This window comes from Trichococcus sp. TS_SC_9 (genome assembly GCF_056156325.1).
Genome location: NZ_CM149591.1, coordinates 1,773,106 through 1,795,883, shown reverse-complemented (window position 1 = coordinate 1,795,883; position 22,778 = coordinate 1,773,106). Strand labels below are relative to the sequence as shown.

Here is a 22,778-nt window from a genome sequence, read left to right as displayed (position 1 = left end):
TTATACTGGGATTCTAAGGGATGAATCCCTAAGAATCCCATGCAAATGAGCATCGTAGAGCGCAATGGGTCAGATTTATCTAATTTCCGAAGGGCTAACCCGTGAAGCTAGCCACCATGTTGAGATGCATAGAATATTTTGCTATCCTGTAAAACACCTATGGTGATGCACTTTTGATTACAAAATAATCTTATACTTTTCTAGAATATAAAAAACCACCACTTGAACCGAAGTGATGGTCTCAATGCTGTATTCAGTTTAACCGCTGGCGCGCTTCTTGTCAACCAAATATCAACAAAGGGTAACGATGTTTTTTTTATGTTTCTTTTCTTCCTTATACACTCTGACCATTTCGGCATAATCTGCCATGATTGTACGTACAATCAGATTGTCCATCGTCGGAATCGCAACCGTTCCGATTTTTGATATCGGCAGTAAGTTGTTTCCGGTTCCTGAAACGAAGGCTCCTTCAGCATCATTGACCCACTCGACGGGGATGGCTGTCTCATTGATCGGAATCCCTCTTTTTTCACAGATTTCGAATACTTTTTTGCGGACGATTCCCAAGAGTACAGCTTTTGCAGGGGGCGTGTATAATTCTTTCCCTTTCACAAAAAAGACATTCGTGCGGCTGCCCTCCGTGATTTCCTTATTTCCATCCACAAGCAGCAGCTCATAAACGTCTTTATCTGCCCGTTCCTGCAGCACGGCTTTCTGGTAATCCGAACGGACAAGCTTGATGTTCGGATCCAATCGTTCGATACGGAACAAGCTCGTTGCGATACCCTCTTCATAATAGCTTTTTGGCGGGTAGATGCTCTGGGTGAAAAAGATCCACAAAATGCTTTCGCTTTTTGATGTTTTCCCAAGAATGAACTTAAGGTTCTGATTCCCCACCTGATTGGCAGCTATCAGGCGATAGACACGGTTTTCAATGGATTCCGCCGTAGCTGGTAGCCGTAAATCCAGATAAGCAGCGGACCGGAAAAAACGATCCAGATGATCCTCCAAAAATATCGCAATCCCATCCTCGACACGGATGACTTCGTATACCGTCCGGCCTTCAAATTCCGGATAGCTTTCGCCGTCAGTATTTTTTACTAGTTCATCGTTCAATAAGTGATAAGGTCCTTCCACTTTTTCCATATTCGACGCCCCTTCCCGTTCTTATATTCTCTATTCTACTCTGGAATTCCTAAAAGTACACGCCAATTCGCAAAATAGCGGATGTGACAGCCAAATGACAAACAACTTAAAAATTAGTAAAAGTGAAGAAAAACACAATGAGTCCCTTCCATTTTTTCTGCTGGGGGTGTATAGTATGGGCATCATGAAAAATACAAACACAACTACTTACATAAAGGATGATAGAATAAGCATGCAGATGACACAATCCCATTGGAAAAATGATGTTGAATATGTTGCTTTGGTCGAAGATCTCATCTATCACGAAGAATTATTGCACATGGAGACCATTACCCACCACCACTTCACCAATCGTTTGGAACATTCGATCCGCGTATCCTACAAGAGTTACCAGCTTGCAAAAAAATGGAATCTGGATACCCGTTCCACTGCACGTGCCGGTTTGTTGCACGACTTCTTCCATGAAGATCGTGATGCTGTCGCGCAGCTGAATATCGGTGCCCATGCAGATGCCCATCCGAAAATCGCTTGCGAAAATGCTTGCCGCATCACTGAAATCAGCTCCCTGGAGCGTGATATCATCCTCAAGCATATGTTCCTGGTGAGCCGTTGCGGCCTGCCGCGTTACAAAGAAAGTTTTGTCGTAACATACGTAGACAAATATGTCGCAATCAGAGAAATCGTCGAACCGATCAAAGGAATCGCTGGATCCCGTATCCGCAATCTGGTTTCCAAATTTAGTCCGGTAAACTTGAACATCAACATTTAAGTGTAAATTTAAAAAGAAGCCCAAGAGAACTTCCGCTTTTATCGGAATTCCTCTTCGGCTTCTTTCTTTATTCAGTGATTCAATTTTTTCTTTTTTGAGATGATTTCGGCAATCGAGATGAGCACCACAAACCAGACAACAACATTGTCGAAGCCGAATCCTGATTGTGAGGTCCCGCCAAGCAGCGTCAATAATGCCATCAAAGACAATAAATAGACCAGTGCAAAAATTTGCCCATTGATTTTTTGGGCATCATCGACATTCCGGGATCGTTTCAGAACGATGGACAGAACGAACAATGCGACCAACACCCCGATGTTCACTTTCATCACAATGCCGTTGGACAGATAGCAGTCCGGAAAAAAGTCAGCTATCATCAGCAACGTCAACGGAATGTAGAATAATAACTCACTGTACTGCTTTATTTTCATAACTTTCTCCTACTTTCGCTGAATAGTTCCTCCTTATTCTATATCAGTAGACGACTCCTCACAAGGAGCGCATGGTTACTGTTGTAAGGATAAGGGTGTCACATCAAAAAAGCTGAACCCGCAGTGGGTCCAGCTTTATATTTTGTACTATCAGAATTGTTTTATATTTTTAGAAGAATACGTTTGTTACGCCATCGCCTGAAGCACGGAAGCTTTGTGCTGAAGTTGAACGGTAACCGTTCAATACTTCATTTACTGCTTGGATTGTGTCAGCAGTCGGTACTTCTGCTGATGCAGCTCCGTTTGAAACTACTGAGAATTGACCTGATGCATACAATACAGCATCAATAGTCGTTCCGCCCCAGATTCCAGATTCAACACGGTTCATGATAACAGATGCAACGTTCAATTTTTCTTGGTAGCTTGGACCTGCTTCTGCTTGGACTACTTGATACAAGAAGTAGCTTGCTTGGTAAGTCGTTGCTGCCGTTTGTGCTACTGGGGCTGGCTCAACATATGTTTCTACAGCGGGTGCTGCAATTGGTTCTGCAACTGGTGCAACTGGTGTAGCTGCTTGAACTTCTTCAACTGCTTCAACGGGTGTTTCAACTTCCACCGCTTCTTCAGAGCTGACATCGTAGCTCTTCACTTCTGAGTCTTGTTCAACAGTCACGATGTTATGGTCCGCTGACAATACGATTGCGTTGCCGGCAATGATCATGTCTGCATTTCCGATGCTATTGACATCAACTAAGGCATTCACTGATACGTCAGTCGCCAATGCGATTGCTGATAAAGTATCACCCCATTGGAAAGTGTATTTGCTGCCGCTCTCCAAGTTTTGGATATCTGCTTTGATTTGGTCTGCTGTACGTGCTGTCCAAGTGGATGAAGTATATTCTGTTGCGTTTGCTTGTGTAGGGTTCGCTGTTGCCATAAAACCGATGGCTGCTAAAGTTGCGCTCGTTACGAATAATCTAGATTTGAAGTTTTTCATGTGTGTTTTGTCCCTTTCTTCTCTTCGCAATGTTTTCGTATTGCAATTTATACTCTTCATGACCTTTTTTATTTGATAAATGAAGTATTTATCCAGGTCTCGATCGGAGTTCTTTCAACAGAGACAATCCTATCATGAATCAAACCGCCAAAGTTAAAAATACATTCTTTGTTATTCCATCTTAACGTGACTGTCTCAAATAACTGTTTACTTTACAAACATAAGTCAAATATTACGCTGTCGTAATATAGAAAATCAATTTGTAACAATTGGCACAATAGCTGTCTTTTTTCACAAACTTCCTGTCAAAAAATTTCCAAACCACTGATTTATCAGTTGTTACAGCTGTAACATATGTTTCAATGCGTGTCATTTCTCAAGCGGATCGGACCTAATCCGCTTTTAATGCCCAAAAATTATTACAAAACATTTGCTTATTGTAAACATAAATAAAAAAACCTTACCGAATTTATCGGTAAGGTTAAGATGCATTCAATTCCGTAAGCGGGCGACGGGAATCGGACCCGCGACATGACCTTGGGAAGGTCGCATTTTACCACTAAACTACGCCCGCATGCTGGTCTGTTCGACCGGACTGCATGTTTCATTCTACTCCTAAATTGTGATCGCTACAATAGCCAAATAGAAAAAATGTACAAATTTGTGCGAAAAAAAACTCCCTCAGCAATCATTGAGGGAGCCTGTGCATTATTTTTACTTATTTGCTGCCGGTTACTTTGAATTTCGTACCGGATAATGCTTCATTGAAAGTCACTTCGGAAATGTCTTGGTTCGTCTTGACTGTTGCTTTCTTTCCTTCCAGATCAACTGTTACCTCTTCCACACCTGCAATCGCAGAGAATTTTTCTTTGACTGTCGCTACGCAGCCATCGCATTTCATTCCTTCAAGCATCAATTCTTTTTCCATCATCGTTTCCTCTTTTCTCTATATATGATATTCCCTTACCGTTTTGAGACGGAGGGTTTGAATCCTTTCAGACGTAATGCATTCAATACAACCGACACCGAGCTGAAACTCATCGCTGCTCCGGCGATCATCGGATTCAGCAAGGGACCTCCGAAGACGTGCAGGATTCCCATCGCGACAGGAATGCCCAGGACATTATAGGCGAATGCCCAGAACAGATTCTCCTTGATGTTTTTGATGGTCGCTTTGCTGAGTTCAACAGCTGTGGCTACTGCCATCAGGTCGCTCTTCATCAGCACGATGTCCGCCGATTCGATGGCGACGTCCGTCCCCGATCCGATGGCGATGCCTATGTCGGCTTGGGCCAAGGCCGGTGCATCATTGACGCCGTCTCCGACCATGGCGACCTTGCGGCCGCCCTGTTGCAGCTTCTTGACTTCTTCCGCTTTGTCTTCAGGCAATACTTCGCTCAAGACACGGTCAATGCCGACTTGTTTGGCGATGGCTTGCGCCGTACGCTTATTGTCGCCTGTAATCATCGCGATTTCAATGCCCATACCACGCAGTTTCTTGATTGCGGCCGCACTGCTTGCTTTCACAGTATCGGCAACGGCGATGATGCCGGCCAATTCCCCATCCATTGAGATGTACATTGGTGTCTTGCCTTGTTCAGCCAACGTGTGGGAGGTTTCGGCAAATGAACCGAGTCCGATTGCATGGTTCAGCATCAATTTTTCATTTCCCAACAGAAGCTCTTTCCCGTCGATTGTGACAGCAATACCGAAGCCCGGCAGCGCATTGAAGGCGGATGGTTTCAACAAAGACAGCTCTTTCTCCTCGGCATCGCGAACGATTGCTTCTCCAAGCGGATGCTCCGACCCTTTTTCGGCCGATGCAGCCAGCAGCAACAATTCATCTGGATTCAGCCCTTCACGGACCAGAACATCCGTCACTTTCGGTTTTCCTTCGGTGATCGTCCCCGTCTTATCGAAAACGATTGTCTGGATTTTATGGGTCACTTCCAGAGCCGTCCCGCTTTTGATCAGCACACCGTTTTCGGCACCCTTGCCGGTACCCACCATGATGGCGGTCGGTGTCGCCAAGCCCAAAGCGCAAGGACAAGCGATTACTAATACCGAAATCGTTATGGTCAGTGCAAAAATCCAGGATTCTTGTCCCAGGAAGTACCAAGCCAGCCCGGCCAGAACAGCGAGCACGATGACGATCGGAACAAAATAGCCCGAAATCGTATCAGCCAGTTTTGCGATCGGCGCTTTTGAACCTTGGGCATCTTCCACCAACTTAATGATCTGCGCAAGGGCCGTATCTTTCCCGACTTTTTCGGCACGGTATTGGATCGTTCCGTTTTTATTGATGCTGCCGCCAATGATCACATCACCCGCTTTTTTCTCCACCGGCATGCTCTCACCTGTCAGCATCGATTCATCGACGGATGTCAGGCCTTCCGTCACTTTCCCATCGACAGCCATTTTCTCGCCTGGGCGGACAACCAAAATGTCCCCTACCATGACAGCATCCAGTTTGATCTCCTGCTCATTGCCATCACGGATGACGCGGGCTGTCTTAGGAGCCAAGCCCATCAATTTTTTGATGGCCTCCGATGTCTTGCCTTTTGAAACGGCCTCGAAGTACTTCCCGAGCGTGATCAGCGTCAAAATGACAGCCGCTGATTCGTAATACAAGTTCATGACAAGTTCGTTGTTCCCACCGATTGCCGCAAATGTGCCATATAGACTATACAGAAAGGCAGTACTGGTCCCCAATGCCACTAGCGAGTCCATATTCGGGTGGCCTTTGAACAAGGACTTGAATCCTACCGTAAAAAATTTCGTTCCCAGCACCATCACTGGAATCGTCAGCACAAGCTGCGTGAGCGCGAACGTGACAGGATACATATTCGGATGGAGACTCATCGGCAACGGCAAGCCCAGCATGTGGCCCATCGCGAGATACAGAAGCGGAAGCGTGAATACTGCCGAGAGCCAAAAACGTCTCCACATATTTCTGATGTGCTTTTCTTTCTTCGCTTGGTTTTGGTCGCTTTCTTCTATAGTAGCACTCTCTTCGATAGCCTTATAGCCGGCTTCGGCCACGACTTTTTCGATATCCCCCGCATGAAGAACGGTCGGATCGTAAGAGACGACCATCTTTTCGGTAGCCAAGTTCACGGATGCATCAGAGACGCCATTGACGGCTCTAGTGACTTTTTCCACGGTTTGGGAGCATGAAGCACAACTCATGCCATCTATCAGAAATGTCTTTTCTTTCTTGTTTGCCACCATAACGTAGCCCGCTGCATCGACGGCATTCTTCAGAATTTCTTCTGAAAAATGGCTTTCATCGACGGCAACAGTCAGTTTCTCGGTAGCCAAATTGACTGTGGCTTCCTTGACGCCTGCAACTTTGGCGGCCGCTTTTTCCACGGCCTGTGAGCACGATGCACAACTCATGCCTTCTATATCATAACTTTTATTTTCCATTGGGCGATTCCTCCTTGTGTACGCAACCGGTTTGTTTGCAGTTGCATTGTCCTGGCGTGCACATGCACTTCACTTCGTCGACTGCCATCCGTTTTTTGGCGTCGATCACTTTTTCCAAAAGGGCAACATCAGCGTGGCTCAGTGTCGCTCTTTCGATCAGTTCGGCTATCGTGCTGCCGACTTTTTTCGTGCAGACGTGCGCTAAAAGGTCTTCGGTAGCGCCGCCGACGCTTTCCTGTTCGGATACGTTTGCGCTGTAGATGAATTTATTGCCGATTGGTTCCGTCGCCAACAAACCTTTGTCGACGAGTCTTCCGATCAACGTTTTGACGGTGGCTTGTTTCCAATCCATTTTTTCCTGCAAAACCGAAATGATCTCTCGGCTGGTCGCTTTCCCGTTTGTCCAGACAACCCGCATCACTTCCCATTCAGCGTCGGTTATCTTCTTCTGTGTCGAATCGGTCATTTTTTTCATCCTTTCGTTGTTGGTTCTTGCTTCTGAAGTAAGTTTACATCTGTAGACGTTTTATGTCAAATGATTTTAACCCAAAATAAAAAACAGCAATTACCGCCAATCGGTTGGCATGCTGTTTTGCTCTCAATTTATTTGTTTGTACTACAGTAGGTCGTCAGGACCGTTGCTCTCTTTCGCGCTTGCGCACGCGCCGGCGGTATAAGGTCGGCGCCATGCCTTCCTTTTCCTTGAATTTGCGGGAAAATTCCGCCGCTGAGGACATCCCGACCAGTTCCGCTATCTGCTTGATGAAGCGTCCCGAATGAATCAGCAAATAGCGCGCTTGATCCATCCGGACACGATCCAAATAATCCATCAACGAAACGCCATAGATTCGGATGAAGATCTGCTGCAGTTCCGACGAGGGTCCATGACAGGCTTCGGCAATACGATTCACGCTCAAGGGATTTGGATAATGGCTGTGGATAAAGCGTTCGGCCTGACCAGCCCATTCCAGATCCGTAACGGCCAGGCCGTTCGGTTTGCATCTGCGGCAAGGTCTATAGCCATGCGCCTCTGCAGCCTCAGCCGAGGAAAAGATACAGACATGGTTGAATTTCGGAAGCCGGGAAGGACAGGACGGCTTGCAGTACAATTGCGTATTCCTGTCCGCGTAAAAGAATTCTCCATCAAAACGCGGATCCCGTTCGTTGATTGCTTGCCATTGCTCCACATTCACTGCTTGTTCTGCCCTATCCGCCGCCATCGTCTGGTTCCATCCTCTTCAACTGTCGTTTAAATCCATTTCTTAATTATAGTATATAAACCAAGAATATACTTCAGTCCGTCGCGAAAAATTTATGCCTTCTCGCCAAAAAAACAGCAGCTGCACCGATCGGCACTGCTGCTGTTTGATGACAATCTGAACGATCTGTCACTTATACGATATTGCTTCCTGCTAAAGTCAATTCGGCCTCTTCGCCGCGGACTTCCAAGAGCGCTTTTTCGATGATGGCCATGACCTGCTCTTCGTCACAGCTGTTATTGACGATGTCGTACGTATCGATGTTGATTTTGATTTTTGGACTTTGACCGTACTCCTGATACCATTGCTTATAATTTTTGAAAAGCAATTCATAGTAGGCCAATAATTCGGCATCGTCCTCAATCTGCTCAAATTCACGGCCGCGCTTGCGGATGTGATCCAAAATCGTATCGAATGAACCATCCAGATAGATCAGCAAATCCGGCGCTTTTTTGGGCATTCCTTCCAGTTCTTCCATCATGTTGGCCAACAGGTCATTGTAGATATCCATCTCTTCTTGGGAGATGTTGCCTTGCAGATGGTTGACCCGCGTAAACAGAGCGTCCTCATAAATGGAACGATCCAAGACATTATTGTCATCGGTCAAAGCAGCCTTGATGCTGCGGAAACGCGTATTCAAGAAATATATTTGAAGACTGAAGGCCCATTTTTGTGGGTTATCATAAAATTTGTCCAGGATTGGATTGTAATCGACGCTTTCGAAAAAGGCCTCCGTCCCCAATCTTCTTGAAATCATTTCAGTGTAGGTCGACTTTCCAGCACCTATCATTCCTGCCATTACCAGCACGCTCAATCATATCCCTTCCTTTGGTGTTATCTGATTATTTCCGTATTTTTTTCAACTTCCGGTCCGCTAGTTCGCGGAACAACATTCAGTATCATACCATGCCTGCAAAACGAGATATAGTGTTTTTTTGATTAGAAAATCCTTTTTTGGCGTAAATTAAGCCCCGATTTCCCTGCTTCCGAAAACACTGGTCAAAAGCATCAAAATCCACTATCCTAGAAGAAAGGAGTGTCGCCCATGAGTTTGAACCATCGCACCATCAAAATCGCTTTTGCGACAGTCATCGCCATTCTGATTGCGCAATTTTTCCAGTTGAATTATTCCGTTGCAGCCGGGGTCATCGCGATCCTCAGTGTGCTGGACACCAAAAAAAACTCCGTTATGACTGCCCTGCAGCGGATTGCCTCCACGGTGCTGGCATTGACGATCGCCACGATCCTGTTCCGCCTCTTCGGCTTTCACATCGTCGTATTCGGCGTCTATTTGCTGTTTTACGTACCTTTGGCCTACCGCTTCAATCTTCAATCCGGCATCGCGCCTTGTTCGGTGCTAGTGACGCATCTGTTGCTGGAAAAGCAGACAAGCTTTCCTTGGCTTCTGAACGAACTCGCCCTGATGATGATCGGCGCCGGCGTGGCTATTTTGTTCAATCTGTACATGCCCTCCCAAGCGAGCCAGATCATTTTGCTTCGGGAACAAGTGGAGACGCAAATGAAGGAAGTGTTGCATAGTTTCAGCGTCGCCCTTCGCGAGGGGGATGACCGCAACCAAAGCAAGTTATTGGACGAATTGGATGATCAGTTGGAAAAATACAGGCAAGTCGTATATGCCGAATTCGACAATCAGTTGCTGGACCAATCGACCTATAATATCCGCTACTTCGATATGCGCAGTGAGCAGGTCACCATCCTGAAATATATGGCCACCAACCTCGGCTTGTGCGCGCTGCCGACAAGCGAAAACAAGATTTTGGCTGGCCTGTTCTTCCTGACTGCAGCCCAGCTGCACGAACAGAACACCGGGATTTATCTGATGGAGGACATCGATTCCTTGCTGCAATCATTCCGCGAAAGCGAGTTGCCCGCCACCCGTGAGGAGTTCGAAAACCGTGCCATCCTGTTCCAGTTGCTGAACGACTTCAGACGCTTCATCCAGACGAAAAAAATATTCTACGAAGAGTACGCAGCGGAAATAATTGCAAAAAAATGAATTTTTCGTGAGAAAAAAATTGACACTTACTAATCGTATTGTTATTATGTGTATAAATTCAAACAACCTCACGGTGAAAAGAAGAGTACGGATAACGGAAATGCACAGAGAACCTCGGCAGCTGAGAAGAGGACAGGAAAGTCATCCAGAAAATGGTCTTAGAGTGATTGGTTTGCGAACGCCTTAGGGCCTCAGCAAGCCACGTCCGCATACGTTACAATGCCGCAGTATAACAAGACAGAACAGTCGTCTTGCGTACTGACTGAGGGGGCATGCGTGAGCATACCCTGAACCAAGGTGGTATCACGATGAGCAATCATACGTCCTTGCACAGCAATGTGCGGGGGCGTATTTTTTTACTGTACAATATCGTTTGACAAAAAAATAAAAATTGAAAGAAGGAAAATAACATGACAACAGCACAAAAGACAACAACGTTACCATTCAGAGCCGACCAGGTAGGGAGCTTTTTACGCACAGAACCATTGAAGGAAGCACGCTTGAAATTTGCAGCCGGCGAAATCGACGCAGCCGCTTTGGACCAAGTGGAAACAGAAGAAATCACGAAATTGGTCAAAGATCAAAAGGAAAATGGTTTGAAAGGTTTCACTGACGGCGAATTCCGTCGCTCTTGGTGGCATATCGATTTCATCGAAAACCTGAACGGATTTGAAGGCTATGTACCGGAACACGGCTATGATTTCGGGGATGTGGAAGTCCGTAAGTACGCTTTCCGCAACGTCGGCAAAATTTCTTTCAATCCGAACCACCCTTTTCTGGCTGCTTTCAAATCATTGAACGAAATCGTCGGTCACCAAGGCGTGGCGAAATTCACGATTCCTAGCCCGAACGAAGTTTTCTATCCTGGCTACCGCAACGAAGAGATCTATCCTTCGGTTGAAGCGTACCAAGCGGACGTGCAACAAGCCTACATCGACGCTGTCCAAGCTTTCTACGACCTGGGCTGTCGTTATCTGCAATTGGACGATGTGCACTGGGGCTTCCTTTGCAACTTTGCGAATGATTCGGAAGAGTACAAAGCTTCCAAACGCGTTGCTGCTGAGAATGTTCAAGCCATCATCGAAGCAAAACCTGCTGATCTTATCTTAACGACACATGTCTGTCGCGGCAATTACAAATCCCACCACTCATTGGAAGGCGCATATGATCCGATCGCAGAAGAATTATTTGGACAAACAAGCTTTGACGGTTACTTCCTGGAGTATGATACCGATCGTTCCGGCGGTTTCGAGCCACTTGCTTTCTTCAAAGGCAAAGGCCGTATCGTATTAGGCCTGGTCACTTCGAAGACAGCTGAATTGGAAGACAAAGAAGAAATCAAAGCACGCATCAAAGAAGCCAGCAAATACGTTCCTTTGGATCAATTGGCGTTGAGCCCGCAATGCGGATTCGCCTCCACCGAAGAAGGCAACTTGCTGACGGAAGCAGAACAATGGGCTAAAGTACGCCACGTTGTGGAAATCGCCAAAGAAGTTTGGCCCGAAGACTAATCATTATATGTAGGCGAAAACGCACAATCAGCCGATTGTGCGTTTATTTGGTGCGATTCAGTCTAGGTGGGCGGAAGCGCCAGCTGGCTGTCGAAGGCGGGCCGCCTGAAGTCCGGTTAGGCGTTGCTCGCCGGAGTTGCGGACCTCCTTCCGGCTGGCTGCGCAGCTTTATTCCTCTTCGTCCTCATCCCTGCTGTCGATGTGTTTCCAACATTCTGTAGTCGATTGGATTATTCCGCAGCATCTCATTAGCGATGGCGATGACTTCCGGACCGGCACCTACTTTAAAAACAAGTTGGGGTTCTATCGGGAAGTTCACCTGGATATCCGCCTGCTTCGTCATTTGGCGATCCATCTGCCGGATCAAGATATCTAAACTTTGGATCGCGACATTGAACGGCGATTCCAGTTGCCGGTCGACCGCATCATAGATCATCGATACGGACATCAACACGCTAAAGAGCGAACGATCAAAAAGAGGAATAGGCAAATTCATCATCACCCCGCCATCAACCAACTGTCTACCGTCGATTTCCGCAGTAGAAAAGACCAGCGGAAATGCACAGGATGCTGCCACGGCCTTTCCCAATTCGATATCCTCCGGGTAGATGAGCCAATCTCCAGTCAGACTCGTGAAAAATTCCGGTTTGTTGGTGAAAACAATCAACTCGCTTGTATGGATGTCGACGGTCGTTATTGCGACAGGCAACCGGCAGTCGGAAAGCATCCGGCAGCCGATTTTTTCAAACAATTGACAGGCCATCTGCTGCAGACTCTGCAATTCAACGAAGCCGTTATTGTGTTCGCGCACATGCTGAAAGAGCAGATAGGCAGGCCTGCTGAAAACGCCGCGATCCGCAAATTCCCGTTCCTCTTCCAATAAGGTTTCCTCGATCTCGGATGCCGTTAGTCCGCAGGCCACCAAAGCAGCTACGACCGCCCCCATCGAGGTGCCTGCGACGGCGTCGATTTTGACGTGATGCTTCTCGAGATCATGAAGGACCGCAAGCTGCGCAAAGGACTTCAGGCCGCCTCCAGCCAAGCTGAGACCAAACAAACCCTTCCCTTTTTCTGCTTTTACCGGCAGTTCCATATGAGTTCCCTTCCTTCGCATTCTCTCACTGTTATTATCCTATATTTTACCGAAATCCACAAAAAGGAAGGATGTTAAAGGAATGACAGCTCTGGTGAAAATGTCTTCCCCCTGATTTGGAGGAAAATATTCAGGGGGCTTCTCCGGCCAGATTACCGATCTCCGGATTTGAAGCACCCATCCTCTTCCGGCAATCCGACTAAGCCTCATCTGGCCGGAGAACGAGTGCCCCCCTTAGTTCCCAAGTACTCTGTTACAACGCAAAAAAGCGACCACCCCAGCCGACCGCTTTTTGCCACCTCTAGAGGCCATTCTCTTGCACTCATTGAATGTGCTCTAAATATTTTATATTTATGAATATCCCAATTAACTGATTTTCTGGGGTATTCATCTTCAGGAAATCGCCACGCTTTAGGTGTTCCCCAGAATTTATTTAATCATCTCTCAGTATCGTTGAACTCCGAATCCAGAATTAGTATGTCCACTCTTCTATTCTGGGCGCGGCCTTCGGAAGTATTGTTATCTCCTGTCGGGCGATATTCGCCATATCCAACTGCAGATACTTTTGTCGGATCGATACCGGATTGATCGATGATCGCTTTTGCAACATTGCTTGCGCGCATTACCGAAAGATCCCAGTTCGAATCAAATTTCTCATTCTTCATGGGTATGTTATCTGTATAGCCTTCCACCCTTATATAACTCTGTTCTAAGAAAGGTTGATTTAATACTTTTGCTACTTCCACAAGACTGGGAATCTGTTCTGTTTTAATCTCTGCTTCACCGCTTTCGAAGAACATCGAGCCATTAAAACTTACGACCAATCCTCTTGTTTCAATCGAGGTTGTGATATCATCCGATAATGAATTTTCGGCTATGTATTCATCAATCAGTTCCTTGACCTGCTCTTGTTTTTCGCCTTCCGATAACGTCGCGCCTTCTTCATTTTCCCTTGTCTGCGAATTCGCCTGCTCTGCATGTTGCCCCGATGATATTTCGCCTCCTATATCGACTGGTTTTTCTCCGCCATTGTCTTCAAATATCGCGCCGAACTCAGCGCTGATGGAATGCTTTAACTTTGACGAATCGCCTTGATCCATTCGGCTCATAGCATACATGACAACAAAAAAAATCATTAATAAAGTGATGAAATCTGCATAAGAAAGAAGCCATCTTTCGCTGTTATCGTGTTCATCTTCTTTCTTCTTGCGCCTACTCATGTAGCACTTACCACTTCTTTAGCAACAGCCACATTTGAGCCACTTTTCTCGTCTTTTTCATCGCCATTCAGAAAACCCATTAATTTTTCTTGAATAGTTTTAGGGCTCACTCTTTTTTCTAATAATAAAACGCCTTCCAATATTAATTCTTTTTCTAAGAGCTCTTTTTGATTATTTATTTTCAATCGGTTACCCATTGGCAGAAAAATAAGGTTTGCACTTGCTAATCCGTATAACGTTGCAAGGAAAGCCGATGCAATGCTTTTTCCTAAACTCGACATATCTGCTTCAGCCAATCCTTCAAGTACATGCACCAGTCCCAAAACGGTACCCACAATCCCCATGGTAGGTGCTGTCCCGCCTGCAGAATTAAAAATCGCGGCCCCAATTTTATGTCTTTCTTCTATGCGATCGATTTCATTACCAAGCGAATCGCTTATCGATTCATATGATTCTCCATCAACCAGCGATTGAATCCCTTTTTTCAAAAAAGGATCGGCATCCTGATTCAGTGATACCTCGGATTCTAAACTCAATAGGCCGTCTTTCTTACTTTTGACCGATAATTCATAAAAATATGCGACCAGTTGGTGTAAATCCCTGTGCTCATACAATAATCCTGATTTCATAATACGCCCAATTTTTTTTAAATCGCTCATCGGAAAAGCGAGCATGGAACTTCCTATTGTACCGCCAAAAACAATCAGAGCAGGTGTCCATGATATCAATGCACCAACGTGTCCGCCTTCTCCTAAAAAACCAATAATTAATGCACCAAAGCTTACCACCAATGCAATTATGACACCCATTGAATTTTTACCTCCGTTATATTATATCGCATAGTCATACGATACCATTGTCGGTATTTCAGCTGAATTATTAAGCTTTTTTGCAATAATAACTGGATTTTTTTCTGTTAAAAAAGCAGTTTGGTGGAGCCTAACAGCTCTGACATCTTAATCCGTCAAACCCGACAAATAGAAATACATACGCTAAAGAAGAACACTTCTCTCATATTTAACGAGGAGAAGTGTTCTTCTTTTGCCTATACAGCAATGTTAGTGACGCCCTTAGTTATATCATCGTTAGGTTTACTCGAATCCTAAGATAAAGATCCCTACCATGATCATCGCGATGACTGCGTATTGTTTTGCGGTCAGTTTTTCTTTCAAAAAGATCCGCGAAAGGATGACAGAAACCATACTATAGGAAGAAATCAGCGGCGCAACGATGACTGCATTTGCGCTGATCGCAAAAACATAGAAGAACTGCCCTAATGTTTCAAAGATCGCTGCCAAACCGCGGTCTTTCTGATCGCGCAAGGCAAAGGTTTCCTTCTTGATCAAGATAAGATAGATCCAAGCCACAACAGCTACGATCAACCAAGTAAATTCATAGGAAATGTTCGCTTGCATTTCGTCCATCCCTCGGTCGAAGACCCATGCATCCGCGAATGTCCCAAGGGAATCGATCAATGCATAACCCAGAGGGAACAACAAAGCAATCGCGCCGTATTTGTACTTACGATCCACCATTGCCTTGTTCTCTTTCCGTTCCGCCTCGGCAAACCGCTGTTCGAATACCGACAGTAAGATGACGCCGATCGTGATCAAGCCTACCGCAAAAAACTGCAAACCGGTCATCGATTGCCCCAGAAAAATGAAAGTCAGCAAGCCCGATATCGCGCCGGACGAGTTCTGTACAGGTGAAGAAATCGATAATTCCAGAAAACGCAATCCGGCATAACCGACCGCCATCGATAAGATGTACAACGCCGAAACCGGCAGATAGGTGATCATGTTGCTCGGATCGTAGACTACGCCCGAAGTCAGCATGACATAGACCGCATGGATACCCATGACCGCACCAACCATGATGACGATCTTCAGATAACTGTATCTATCTTTCGGATTGCTTCCCTTTTTATAAAACAAATCCGCTGTGCCCCAAGCCAAAACGGAAACTATCGCAAATAAAAACCACATGCTCCATCCATCCTTTATAAAATAATTTTCAAAACTTACTTACTAATTATACTAAAAGGATGGAGGCCGCAATAAAAATAACGCAATGTTAACAATATATCAACAGAATTATCATGAGCGATCCTCAACATAGTCGCTTACGATAGATAATTGACGCGTGTTCCTGTACCCGCAAAACGGAATCGGCAACGGAACATCATCCCATCAGCTGCCGCTCCTAAGGTCAGTCGCGCACTCTTTTGCCCAAATAGACGAGGTCGCGTTCGATGCCGTCGAGCTCGGCTACTCTTGGTAAATATCCCCATTGTTCAAAGCCAAATTTTTTCATCAACCCGATGCTTGGTGCATTGTGGCCGAAGATGAGGCAGACCAAATTGGTGATATCCAACTCGTCGCAAGCAGCCAATACTGTTTCCATGATCTGCGTGCCCATTTTTTTACCGCGGTAGTCTTCATGGATATAGATGCTCAATTCCGCCGTCTTGTCGTAGGCAGCGCGCTCGTGGAAAGCCTGAAAGCTCACCCAAGCACAGATTTTCCCATCCTCTTCAAAAACCCAGATTGGTCTGTAGCTAGGCGAATGGTCCAGAAACCAGCCCATTTTTTGTTTGACGGTCACCGGTTCCAGATCGGCCGTCACCATCCGGCTGGGGATCGTCTGGTTGTAGATGGCGACGATATCTTCCACATCGTCTAAAGTTGCGTTTCTATGGGTAAAGGTCATTTGTTTATTCCTCCAAAAATCAAAAATTCACAGCCCGACTTCTCGAAGGACTATATGCTATTTTACCAGTTTGTCCGAGCGATATGCCATCTAATTTTAAAAGAGCTGTCAAATAGGCTTTGCCTATTGCATTTTCTGCAGAATTGCCACAGTTTTTCGTAATCTTCCCAATGAAAATCGGTTATACTGGATACAAGAATGGGGTGGATTAAATTATGAATGAAGTGATATATATTGCAGAAGATGAAGATGGCATCCGTTTGACGGTGAAGACGTTTCTGGAGAGCGAGGGCTATGTGGTCTCCGACTTTCCCAATGGCGACCTGCTCTACGATGCTTTCCTGAACAAACAACCGGACTTGGTCATCCTGGATGTGATGATGCCGGGATCGAGCGGCTTCGAAATCACCAAAAAAATCCGCGATGCGAGTTCGGTGCCGATCATCATCCTGACCGCAAAAGACAGTGACATGGATTATGCGACGGGCATCAACTTGGGCAGCGATGATTATTTCACAAAACCGTTCAGTGCCATCGCCCTGAATATGCGCGTGAAGGCGATGCTGCGCCGCATCAAGATGGATCAGGAACGCCTGCCGGTCCGTCAGGAAGAAGCGACACTCCGGATCGGTGATATCGAAATCGATCTGGCCGCTATGTCCGTGAAACAGAATGGTGCATTGCTCAACCTGACACCGAATGAATACAATGTGTTCGTTTATCTTATAGAAAACAAAAACCGCGCCGTTTCCAGGGATGAACTTTTGGATTCGATTTGGGGCTACGGCAAGGACATCGAGACGCGGGCCTGCGACGATACGGTCAGGCGACTGCGCAAAAAACTGGCCGGTTCCACAGTCGAGATTGAGACTGTTTGGGGATTCGGCTTCACCGTGAAGGAGTCGTCTACAGGATGAAGACATCAAAAAAAAGTTTGAAGATCCGGCTTCTGACGACCGTCACCTTATTGTTGGCGGCTGTCTTTGCCTTCATTTATCTGGTGTTCAATTTTTTCTTCACCCAATACATCGAAAAGACGGCGGACTCCCTACTTGCCGAAGCGAGACAAAATTACATCGAGCGCCCCTTCGATGGGGACAAAAAGTTGGACCCGGAACCCGCTGCATCGGATGGGACGATGGTGGATGAGCCCCGGGAAAAAAATCCTGAACCGCATACGGCTTTCGCTTCCAGTGTCCAAAAGACGATCATTTCCGAAGATTTTGAAATACTGTTCCCGAAAATTCAGGATACGGGATTCAGTGAGGATGATGCTTTGACGAATTTCGTTTCCGGACTGGAAAGCTCCGATATCAGGCTGGCATTGACAGCCGATGGGAATTTGGAATTGGAGGATAATCTCTACTATTATTCCATCGCTCCCAACGCTGAGGAGGAAGGGACCTATGCGGTATTCTTCCTGAATATGTCCGATCTGTTCGTCTTCGAGCAGAACCTGAATCAGATCCTTTTGATCATCATGCTGATTGGACTGGTGACCATCGCCACCATCACCTATCTGCTCGTTTCACGCATCACGAAACCGTTGCAGACGCTAGCCTTGTTCGCGAAAGAAATCGGCGAAGGAAACTACCAGACGATCGATGAGGAATTCGTCGATCTGGAGCTTCATGAACTGAAGACGACCATGAACGAGACCACCAAAAAACTCAAGCTGTACGACGCCGATCAGCGCACGTTCTTCCAGAACGCTTCCCATGAACTGCGGACTCCATTACAGATCATCAAGACAAATGCAGAAGGCATCGAAGTCGGCATCATAGATGACAAAAAAGGCGCCATCGCAATCAAGAACGAGACCGACAAACTGGGTACGCTTGTAGAGGATATCCTCTACCTGTCGCGATTGGAGACCCGTTCATCGGATCGATTGACCAGCACAAATGACATCCGTGAGACCTTGGGATATACCGCGGAACGCTACGCCAGCGTCAGCGATCAGAAAAATCTGCAGATGCAATTCGACTTCCAGAAAGCCCCTGTCCTGTTCCACTATGACGAACGGGATTTTGAGCGGGCCTTCCAGAATCTCATCTCTAACGCCCTTCGGTACGCAAAAAGCGTCATCCGCTTGGGCTGTAAGGAGATAGACAATCGGATCATGATCACAATTTTCAATGATGGCGAACCGATTGACAAGACAGACTTGCCGCATATTTTCGATCGCTTCTACAAAGGAAATAAAGGCGTGCACGGCATTGGGCTCTCCATCGTCCAATCGATCGTGCAGACCTATGGTGGACGCATTGAAGTCATGTCCTCCGCAAAAGGAACAACTTTCACGATCATCCTGCCGCAACAAAACAAATCTAATTAATAGAATATAAGAACACGGACCGAAACGCTGCCCGCCCCCATAGGCCAGCGTTTCGGTCCTTTTTTGTGTTGGGATTCGACACTCTTTCAACTTTACGCATCTTTCCGCTCAATTTGCCCCATTTTTACAACAACTCTCTGCCCTGTTTACGGAGAATTGTTTCCCAAATCGGCATAGAATAAGGACATCAAGAGAAACAATAAATAAGAAACGAGGTCGAGCGTTATGAGCGAAATATGCTACCGAAACGAATTCAAACACGAAATTTCCCAAAAGAACAAAGTCATCCTCACTAGCCGTCTGAGAAAGGTCCTAAAACATGACGAGAATTCAGTAGGCAACAGTTACAGCATCAGGAGTCTCTATTTTGACACGATTTATGATGATGCTTTTTGGGACAAAGAGGATGGCCGCAGCTATCGCGAAAAATTTCGGATCCGTTATTACAACGACGACACTTCCTTTATCCGCCTGGAAAAAAAAGTCAAGGATGGCGCTGTCGGTTATAAACAGAGCGCCTGCATTACGAAAGAAGTGGCCGATCAGCTTATCCAAAAAAAATATGACTGCCTTGCCGATGCCAGCCACCCGTTGCTCCAAGAATTTTATGCCAAGTGCAAGAGCCAATGCATGGAACCAAAAGTGATCATCACTTACGAACGCGAAGCCTTCGCCTATGGCCCCGGGAATACGCGCATCACACTCGATTTTGATATGCACGCCAGCACACAAGTTTCCTCTTTCTTCCACGATGGCCGAATCGGAATAAGGGAACCCGGGATCGATTGTGTACTGGAAGTAAAATTCGACAACTATCTGCCGGGATGGATCCAAAGCCTGGTGCAGACAGAAGAAACAAACAGCACCTCGCATTCAAAATACGTAATTGGAAGACATTTAAACCAAATATAAATTACTAACCAGGAGGAATATTCACATGACAACATTTACAGATATCATTAAAAACAGCTTTTTGGAAGAAACTGCCGACTTTTCCATCGCGGCGGCTTCAGTTTCCCTGCTATCGGCGCTCTTCATAGGACTATTCATCTTCTTCATCTATAAAAAAACCTACGCCGGCGTCATGTATTCGAAACCCTTCAACACGTCGTTGGTACTATTGTCGGTCCTGACCACTTTCGTCATCCTGGCTGTAACCTCCAACGTTGTCCTTTCCCTAGGGATGGTCGGTGCCCTTTCCATCGTCCGCTTCCGTACCGCCATCAAGGAGCCGCTTGACCTGGTCTTCCTCTTCTGGTCGATCAGCGTCGGCATCATCCTAGGAGCTGGCTTGTATTCTCTGGCTTTCCTCGGATCTGCATTCATCACTGTCATCCTGCTCGTTCTGACAGGAAAAGTCGATTCTTCGGCCCCTTACATCTTGATGTTGCAGTTGGAGAATGAGAATGCGGAATTGCAGGCCACCGAAATCATCAAAAACCGTTTCGGAAAAATCATCGTTAAATCCAAGAGCATCACGGATGGTCAACCGGAATTGATCTATGAAGTAAAAGTCAAGAACAACGAAACAAGCTTCATGAATGAATTGAGCGCCATCGAAGGCGTCCAGAACGCCACTTTGGTCAGCTACAACGGCAACCAAGCCGGATAGGAAAAGCTGAACAGGTTCGCTCAGCCCTGAAAGAATTTTAGGAAATCATGCCTTGCAACGTTCCCTACGGTCACCTTGTACTGGGACTCTAAGGGATGAATCCCTAAGACTCCCATGCACCTGAGCATCGTAGAGCGCAATATGCTGAGAGACTTCCTGCGTCAGCAGGTTAGTCGCACAGTATCCTTGGCTCACAGAGACAAGGGGTTCCTTTACCCTTTCCGAAGGGCTAACCCGTGAAGCTAGACATAGAAACGCAAATCCAATCAACTAAAAAACACACTAGAAAATAGGAGATTTATCCCATGAAAAGTACTATAATTAATTTAAAGAATAGACCGCTTACACAAATCCTCACCCTTACAGGCACACTTGCCTTATTGACCGCTTGCTCGACGGAAGCAAGCACCACTACAGCATCCAGTGCCGTCTCGACCACTGAGGCGACCGTTGAATCCACCCTTGTGTCAGACTCCAGTTATTCAGAAAAAAACAGCACAGCAATCAGTTTTTCCGATCAGACGATCACAGTCGATGGATCCGGAGCTGCAGCTGATGGTTCCATCCTGACCATCACGCAACCAGGTACGTATATCCTTAGCGGAACCTTGAGCGAAGGCCAAGTCCGTGTCGAAACAGTCGATGAAGCCGATGTCCAGATCGTTCTAGACGGGGCTGCCATCACGAATTCCACCGGAGCTGCCATCTATGTGAAAAGCGCCAACTCTGCGACCATCACTTTAGTTGAAGGCACGACCAATACTTTAAGCGACGGAGCAACCTATACCTTCGAAGACAGTGAAGACGAGCCGGACGCGACCCTGTTCAGCAAATCCGACCTTATCCTGAACGGAACGGGAACATTGATCGTCGATGCCAATTATGCTCATGCCATCAAAGGTAAAGATGATGTGACCATCGCAGAAGGAACCTATGAGATCACTTCTGTCGGCGACGCAATCAAAGGAAGCGATTCGCTCTTCATCACTTCCAGTACTTTCACGATCGATGCAGGCGGCGACGGACTACAGTCCACAAATGAAGAAGAAGGCAAAGGAACTTTGACGATCGAATCAGGTACCTTCGCTATTAAGGCAGCTTCCGACGGCATCCAAGCCGCAACAGATCTGCAGATCCTTGGTGGAGACTTTACGATTACAACCGGCGGCGGCAGCGCGAATAGCAGTACGGAGAGCGAAGCTTGGGGAACATGGGCAACACCTGCTGAAGACGAAGCCACAACTACCACTGAAGAAACAACTAGTGCCAAAGGTTTGAAAGCGACAGGATCATTAGTGATTTCCGGCGGTACCTTCGTCTTGGACACATCCGATGACTCCATCCATACCAATGACACAATCCAAATCACAGGCGGAGACTTCACGATTGCTTCTGGGGATGATGGTATCCATGCCGACAACACCTTGACAATCGATGACGGAACCATTAGTATCAATCAAAGTTATGAAGGTATCGAAGCTACCGAAATCACGCTGAATGGCGGAGACATCACTTTGACATCAACGGATGACGGTGTAAACACAGCCGGTGGAAACGATGCGTCGGCCGTCAGCGGACGCACTGGCGAAAACACGTTCACCTCGACCGCAGAAGGAGCAGGACTCTTGACTATCAATAGCGGTACCCTAGTGGTAAACGCTAGCGGCGATGGACTCGACAGCAACGGTAGCATCGAAATGAACGATGGTACCGTGATCGTCAACGGTCCGACCGACAGCATGAACGGTACGTTGGATTACGACAGCACGTTCAACATGAATGGCGGCACTCTGATTGGGGTCGGCAGCTCCGGAATGGCGATGAGCCCTTCTTCGACCTCAACCCAAAGCTTCCTGTTCACATCCTCTATCCCATTGGCTGCGGATGAAGCCATCCAAATCACCGGGCCGGACGGAGAAGTGATCATGACCTTTGAGGCTTCTACAACGGCTCAGTCGCTTGTATTCTCTAGTCCTGACCTGGTCAACGGATCTGCCTACACAATCACAACTGGCGGAACAGTTTCCGGAGAATCCACTACCGGTATCTATGAAGATACGTCCTTTAGCGGCGGTTCATCCACCGTCGAGGTCAGCGCCACAACTGAAGAAAGCGGCGGACAAATGGGTGGCATGGGTGGCAACTCAATGCCCGTATCCGGTGCATCCGTGAAATAAACATACATCAAAAAAATATCTTTCCTAGCCGAGCGATCTGGAAAAGAGGCTAACCTTTCCCTCTTTCCGG

21 protein-coding genes and 1 tRNA gene are annotated in these 22,778 nt (G+C 46.6%); 8 read left to right on the top strand and 14 right to left on the bottom strand.

Annotated features, from left to right (window positions below; translation table 11 throughout):
* Positions 1-291: 291 nt before the first annotated feature.
* Positions 292-1,146: an aminotransferase class IV gene (locus tag AC0J5I_RS08720; protein ID WP_475299452.1), complete on the bottom strand. Its 855-nt coding sequence runs from the start codon at positions 1,144-1,146 to the stop codon at positions 292-294.
* 175 nt (positions 1,147-1,321) lie between these two features.
* Here AC0J5I_RS08720 and AC0J5I_RS08715 point away from each other — a divergent pair, with 175 nt between their 5' ends.
* The gene (locus tag AC0J5I_RS08715) at positions 1,322-1,915 is read left to right on the top strand and encodes an HD domain-containing protein (RefSeq protein WP_475299451.1); all 594 of its coding nucleotides are present in this window, start codon (positions 1,322-1,324) and stop codon (positions 1,913-1,915) included.
* Between the two features lie 71 nt (positions 1,916-1,986).
* Here the strand turns inward: AC0J5I_RS08715 and AC0J5I_RS08710 are convergent, their stop codons facing one another.
* The 8 genes from AC0J5I_RS08710 to AC0J5I_RS08675 form a co-directional block, all read right to left on the bottom strand.
* Positions 1,987-2,346: a hypothetical protein gene (locus AC0J5I_RS08710; RefSeq protein ID WP_475299450.1), complete on the bottom strand. Its 360-nt coding sequence runs from the start codon at positions 2,344-2,346 to the stop codon at positions 1,987-1,989.
* 169 nt (positions 2,347-2,515) lie between these two features.
* On the bottom strand, positions 2,516-3,343 hold the full coding sequence (locus AC0J5I_RS08705; RefSeq protein ID WP_475299449.1) for a cell wall hydrolase: 828 nt from the start codon (positions 3,341-3,343) through the stop codon (positions 2,516-2,518).
* 503 nt (positions 3,344-3,846) lie between these two features.
* Positions 3,847-3,917: transfer RNA gene (locus AC0J5I_RS08700), tRNA-Gly, on the bottom strand.
* Between the two features lie 144 nt (positions 3,918-4,061).
* A complete protein-coding gene (locus tag AC0J5I_RS08695; RefSeq protein WP_327229069.1) occupies positions 4,062-4,274 on the bottom strand; it encodes a heavy-metal-associated domain-containing protein in 213 nt (70 codons plus the stop codon).
* A gap of 32 nt (positions 4,275-4,306) precedes the next feature.
* Entirely contained in the window at positions 4,307-6,772 is a 2,466-nt protein-coding gene (locus tag AC0J5I_RS08690; RefSeq protein ID WP_475299448.1) for a heavy metal translocating P-type ATPase, read from the bottom strand.
* On the bottom strand, positions 6,762-7,238 hold the full coding sequence (locus AC0J5I_RS08685; protein ID WP_475299447.1) for a CopY/TcrY family copper transport repressor: 477 nt from the start codon (positions 7,236-7,238) through the stop codon (positions 6,762-6,764). The genes AC0J5I_RS08690 and AC0J5I_RS08685 overlap by 11 nt, the downstream gene beginning before the upstream one ends.
* Before the next feature lie 163 nt (positions 7,239-7,401).
* Positions 7,402-7,992, bottom strand: coding sequence for an Ada metal-binding domain-containing protein (locus AC0J5I_RS08680; RefSeq protein WP_475299446.1), 591 nt, complete (start codon positions 7,990-7,992; stop codon positions 7,402-7,404).
* A 172-nt stretch (positions 7,993-8,164) separates the two neighbouring features.
* The gene (locus AC0J5I_RS08675) at positions 8,165-8,839 is read right to left on the bottom strand and encodes a deoxynucleoside kinase (protein ID WP_475305633.1); all 675 of its coding nucleotides are present in this window, start codon (positions 8,837-8,839) and stop codon (positions 8,165-8,167) included.
* A 237-nt stretch (positions 8,840-9,076) separates the two neighbouring features.
* Here AC0J5I_RS08675 and AC0J5I_RS08670 point away from each other — a divergent pair, with 237 nt between their 5' ends.
* Both AC0J5I_RS08670 and AC0J5I_RS08665 read left to right on the top strand, forming a co-directional pair.
* Entirely contained in the window at positions 9,077-10,048 is a 972-nt protein-coding gene (locus AC0J5I_RS08670; protein WP_475299445.1) for an aromatic acid exporter family protein, read from the top strand.
* A gap of 410 nt (positions 10,049-10,458) precedes the next feature.
* Entirely contained in the window at positions 10,459-11,559 is a 1,101-nt protein-coding gene (locus AC0J5I_RS08665; RefSeq protein WP_475299444.1) for a 5-methyltetrahydropteroyltriglutamate--homocysteine S-methyltransferase, read from the top strand.
* 184 nt (positions 11,560-11,743) lie between these two features.
* Here the strand turns inward: AC0J5I_RS08665 and AC0J5I_RS08660 are convergent, their stop codons facing one another.
* The 5 genes from AC0J5I_RS08660 to AC0J5I_RS08640 all read right to left on the bottom strand — a co-directional run bounded on the left by AC0J5I_RS08660 (position 11,744) and on the right by AC0J5I_RS08640 (position 16,581).
* Positions 11,744-12,652, bottom strand: coding sequence for a patatin-like phospholipase family protein (locus AC0J5I_RS08660; protein ID WP_475299443.1), 909 nt, complete (start codon positions 12,650-12,652; stop codon positions 11,744-11,746).
* A gap of 437 nt (positions 12,653-13,089) precedes the next feature.
* The gene (locus AC0J5I_RS08655) at positions 13,090-13,872 is read right to left on the bottom strand and encodes an OmpA family protein (RefSeq protein ID WP_475299442.1); all 783 of its coding nucleotides are present in this window, start codon (positions 13,870-13,872) and stop codon (positions 13,090-13,092) included.
* A complete protein-coding gene (locus tag AC0J5I_RS08650; protein WP_107995020.1) occupies positions 13,869-14,681 on the bottom strand; it encodes a motility protein A in 813 nt (270 codons plus the stop codon). The genes AC0J5I_RS08655 and AC0J5I_RS08650 overlap by 4 nt, the downstream gene beginning before the upstream one ends.
* A gap of 282 nt (positions 14,682-14,963) precedes the next feature.
* Positions 14,964-15,857, bottom strand: coding sequence for an EamA family transporter (locus AC0J5I_RS08645; protein WP_475299441.1), 894 nt, complete (start codon positions 15,855-15,857; stop codon positions 14,964-14,966).
* A 223-nt stretch (positions 15,858-16,080) separates the two neighbouring features.
* Entirely contained in the window at positions 16,081-16,581 is a 501-nt protein-coding gene (locus AC0J5I_RS08640) for a GNAT family N-acetyltransferase (protein ID WP_107995018.1), read from the bottom strand.
* 215 nt (positions 16,582-16,796) lie between these two features.
* On the opposite strand from AC0J5I_RS08640, the gene AC0J5I_RS08635 reads away from it, so the two are divergent.
* From AC0J5I_RS08635 to AC0J5I_RS08615, 5 genes are all read left to right on the top strand, one after another.
* Positions 16,797-17,498 (top strand): response regulator transcription factor, encoded by a 702-nt coding sequence (locus AC0J5I_RS08635; RefSeq protein ID WP_475299440.1) that lies wholly within the window; start codon positions 16,797-16,799, stop codon positions 17,496-17,498.
* Positions 17,495-18,919 (top strand): sensor histidine kinase, encoded by a 1,425-nt coding sequence (locus tag AC0J5I_RS08630; protein ID WP_475299439.1) that lies wholly within the window; start codon positions 17,495-17,497, stop codon positions 18,917-18,919. Before AC0J5I_RS08635 ends, AC0J5I_RS08630 begins: the two co-directional genes overlap by 4 nt.
* Before the next feature lie 225 nt (positions 18,920-19,144).
* Positions 19,145-19,831: a polyphosphate polymerase domain-containing protein gene (locus AC0J5I_RS08625; protein WP_475299438.1), complete on the top strand. Its 687-nt coding sequence runs from the start codon at positions 19,145-19,147 to the stop codon at positions 19,829-19,831.
* Between the two features lie 25 nt (positions 19,832-19,856).
* Positions 19,857-20,531, top strand: a complete 675-nt coding sequence (locus tag AC0J5I_RS08620) for a DUF4956 domain-containing protein (RefSeq protein ID WP_106448842.1) — start codon at positions 19,857-19,859, stop codon at positions 20,529-20,531.
* Positions 20,532-20,836: 305 nt separating this feature from the next.
* The gene (locus AC0J5I_RS08615) at positions 20,837-22,708 is read left to right on the top strand and encodes a carbohydrate-binding domain-containing protein (RefSeq protein ID WP_475299437.1); all 1,872 of its coding nucleotides are present in this window, start codon (positions 20,837-20,839) and stop codon (positions 22,706-22,708) included.
* The last annotated feature ends 70 nt before the right edge of the window (positions 22,709-22,778 follow it).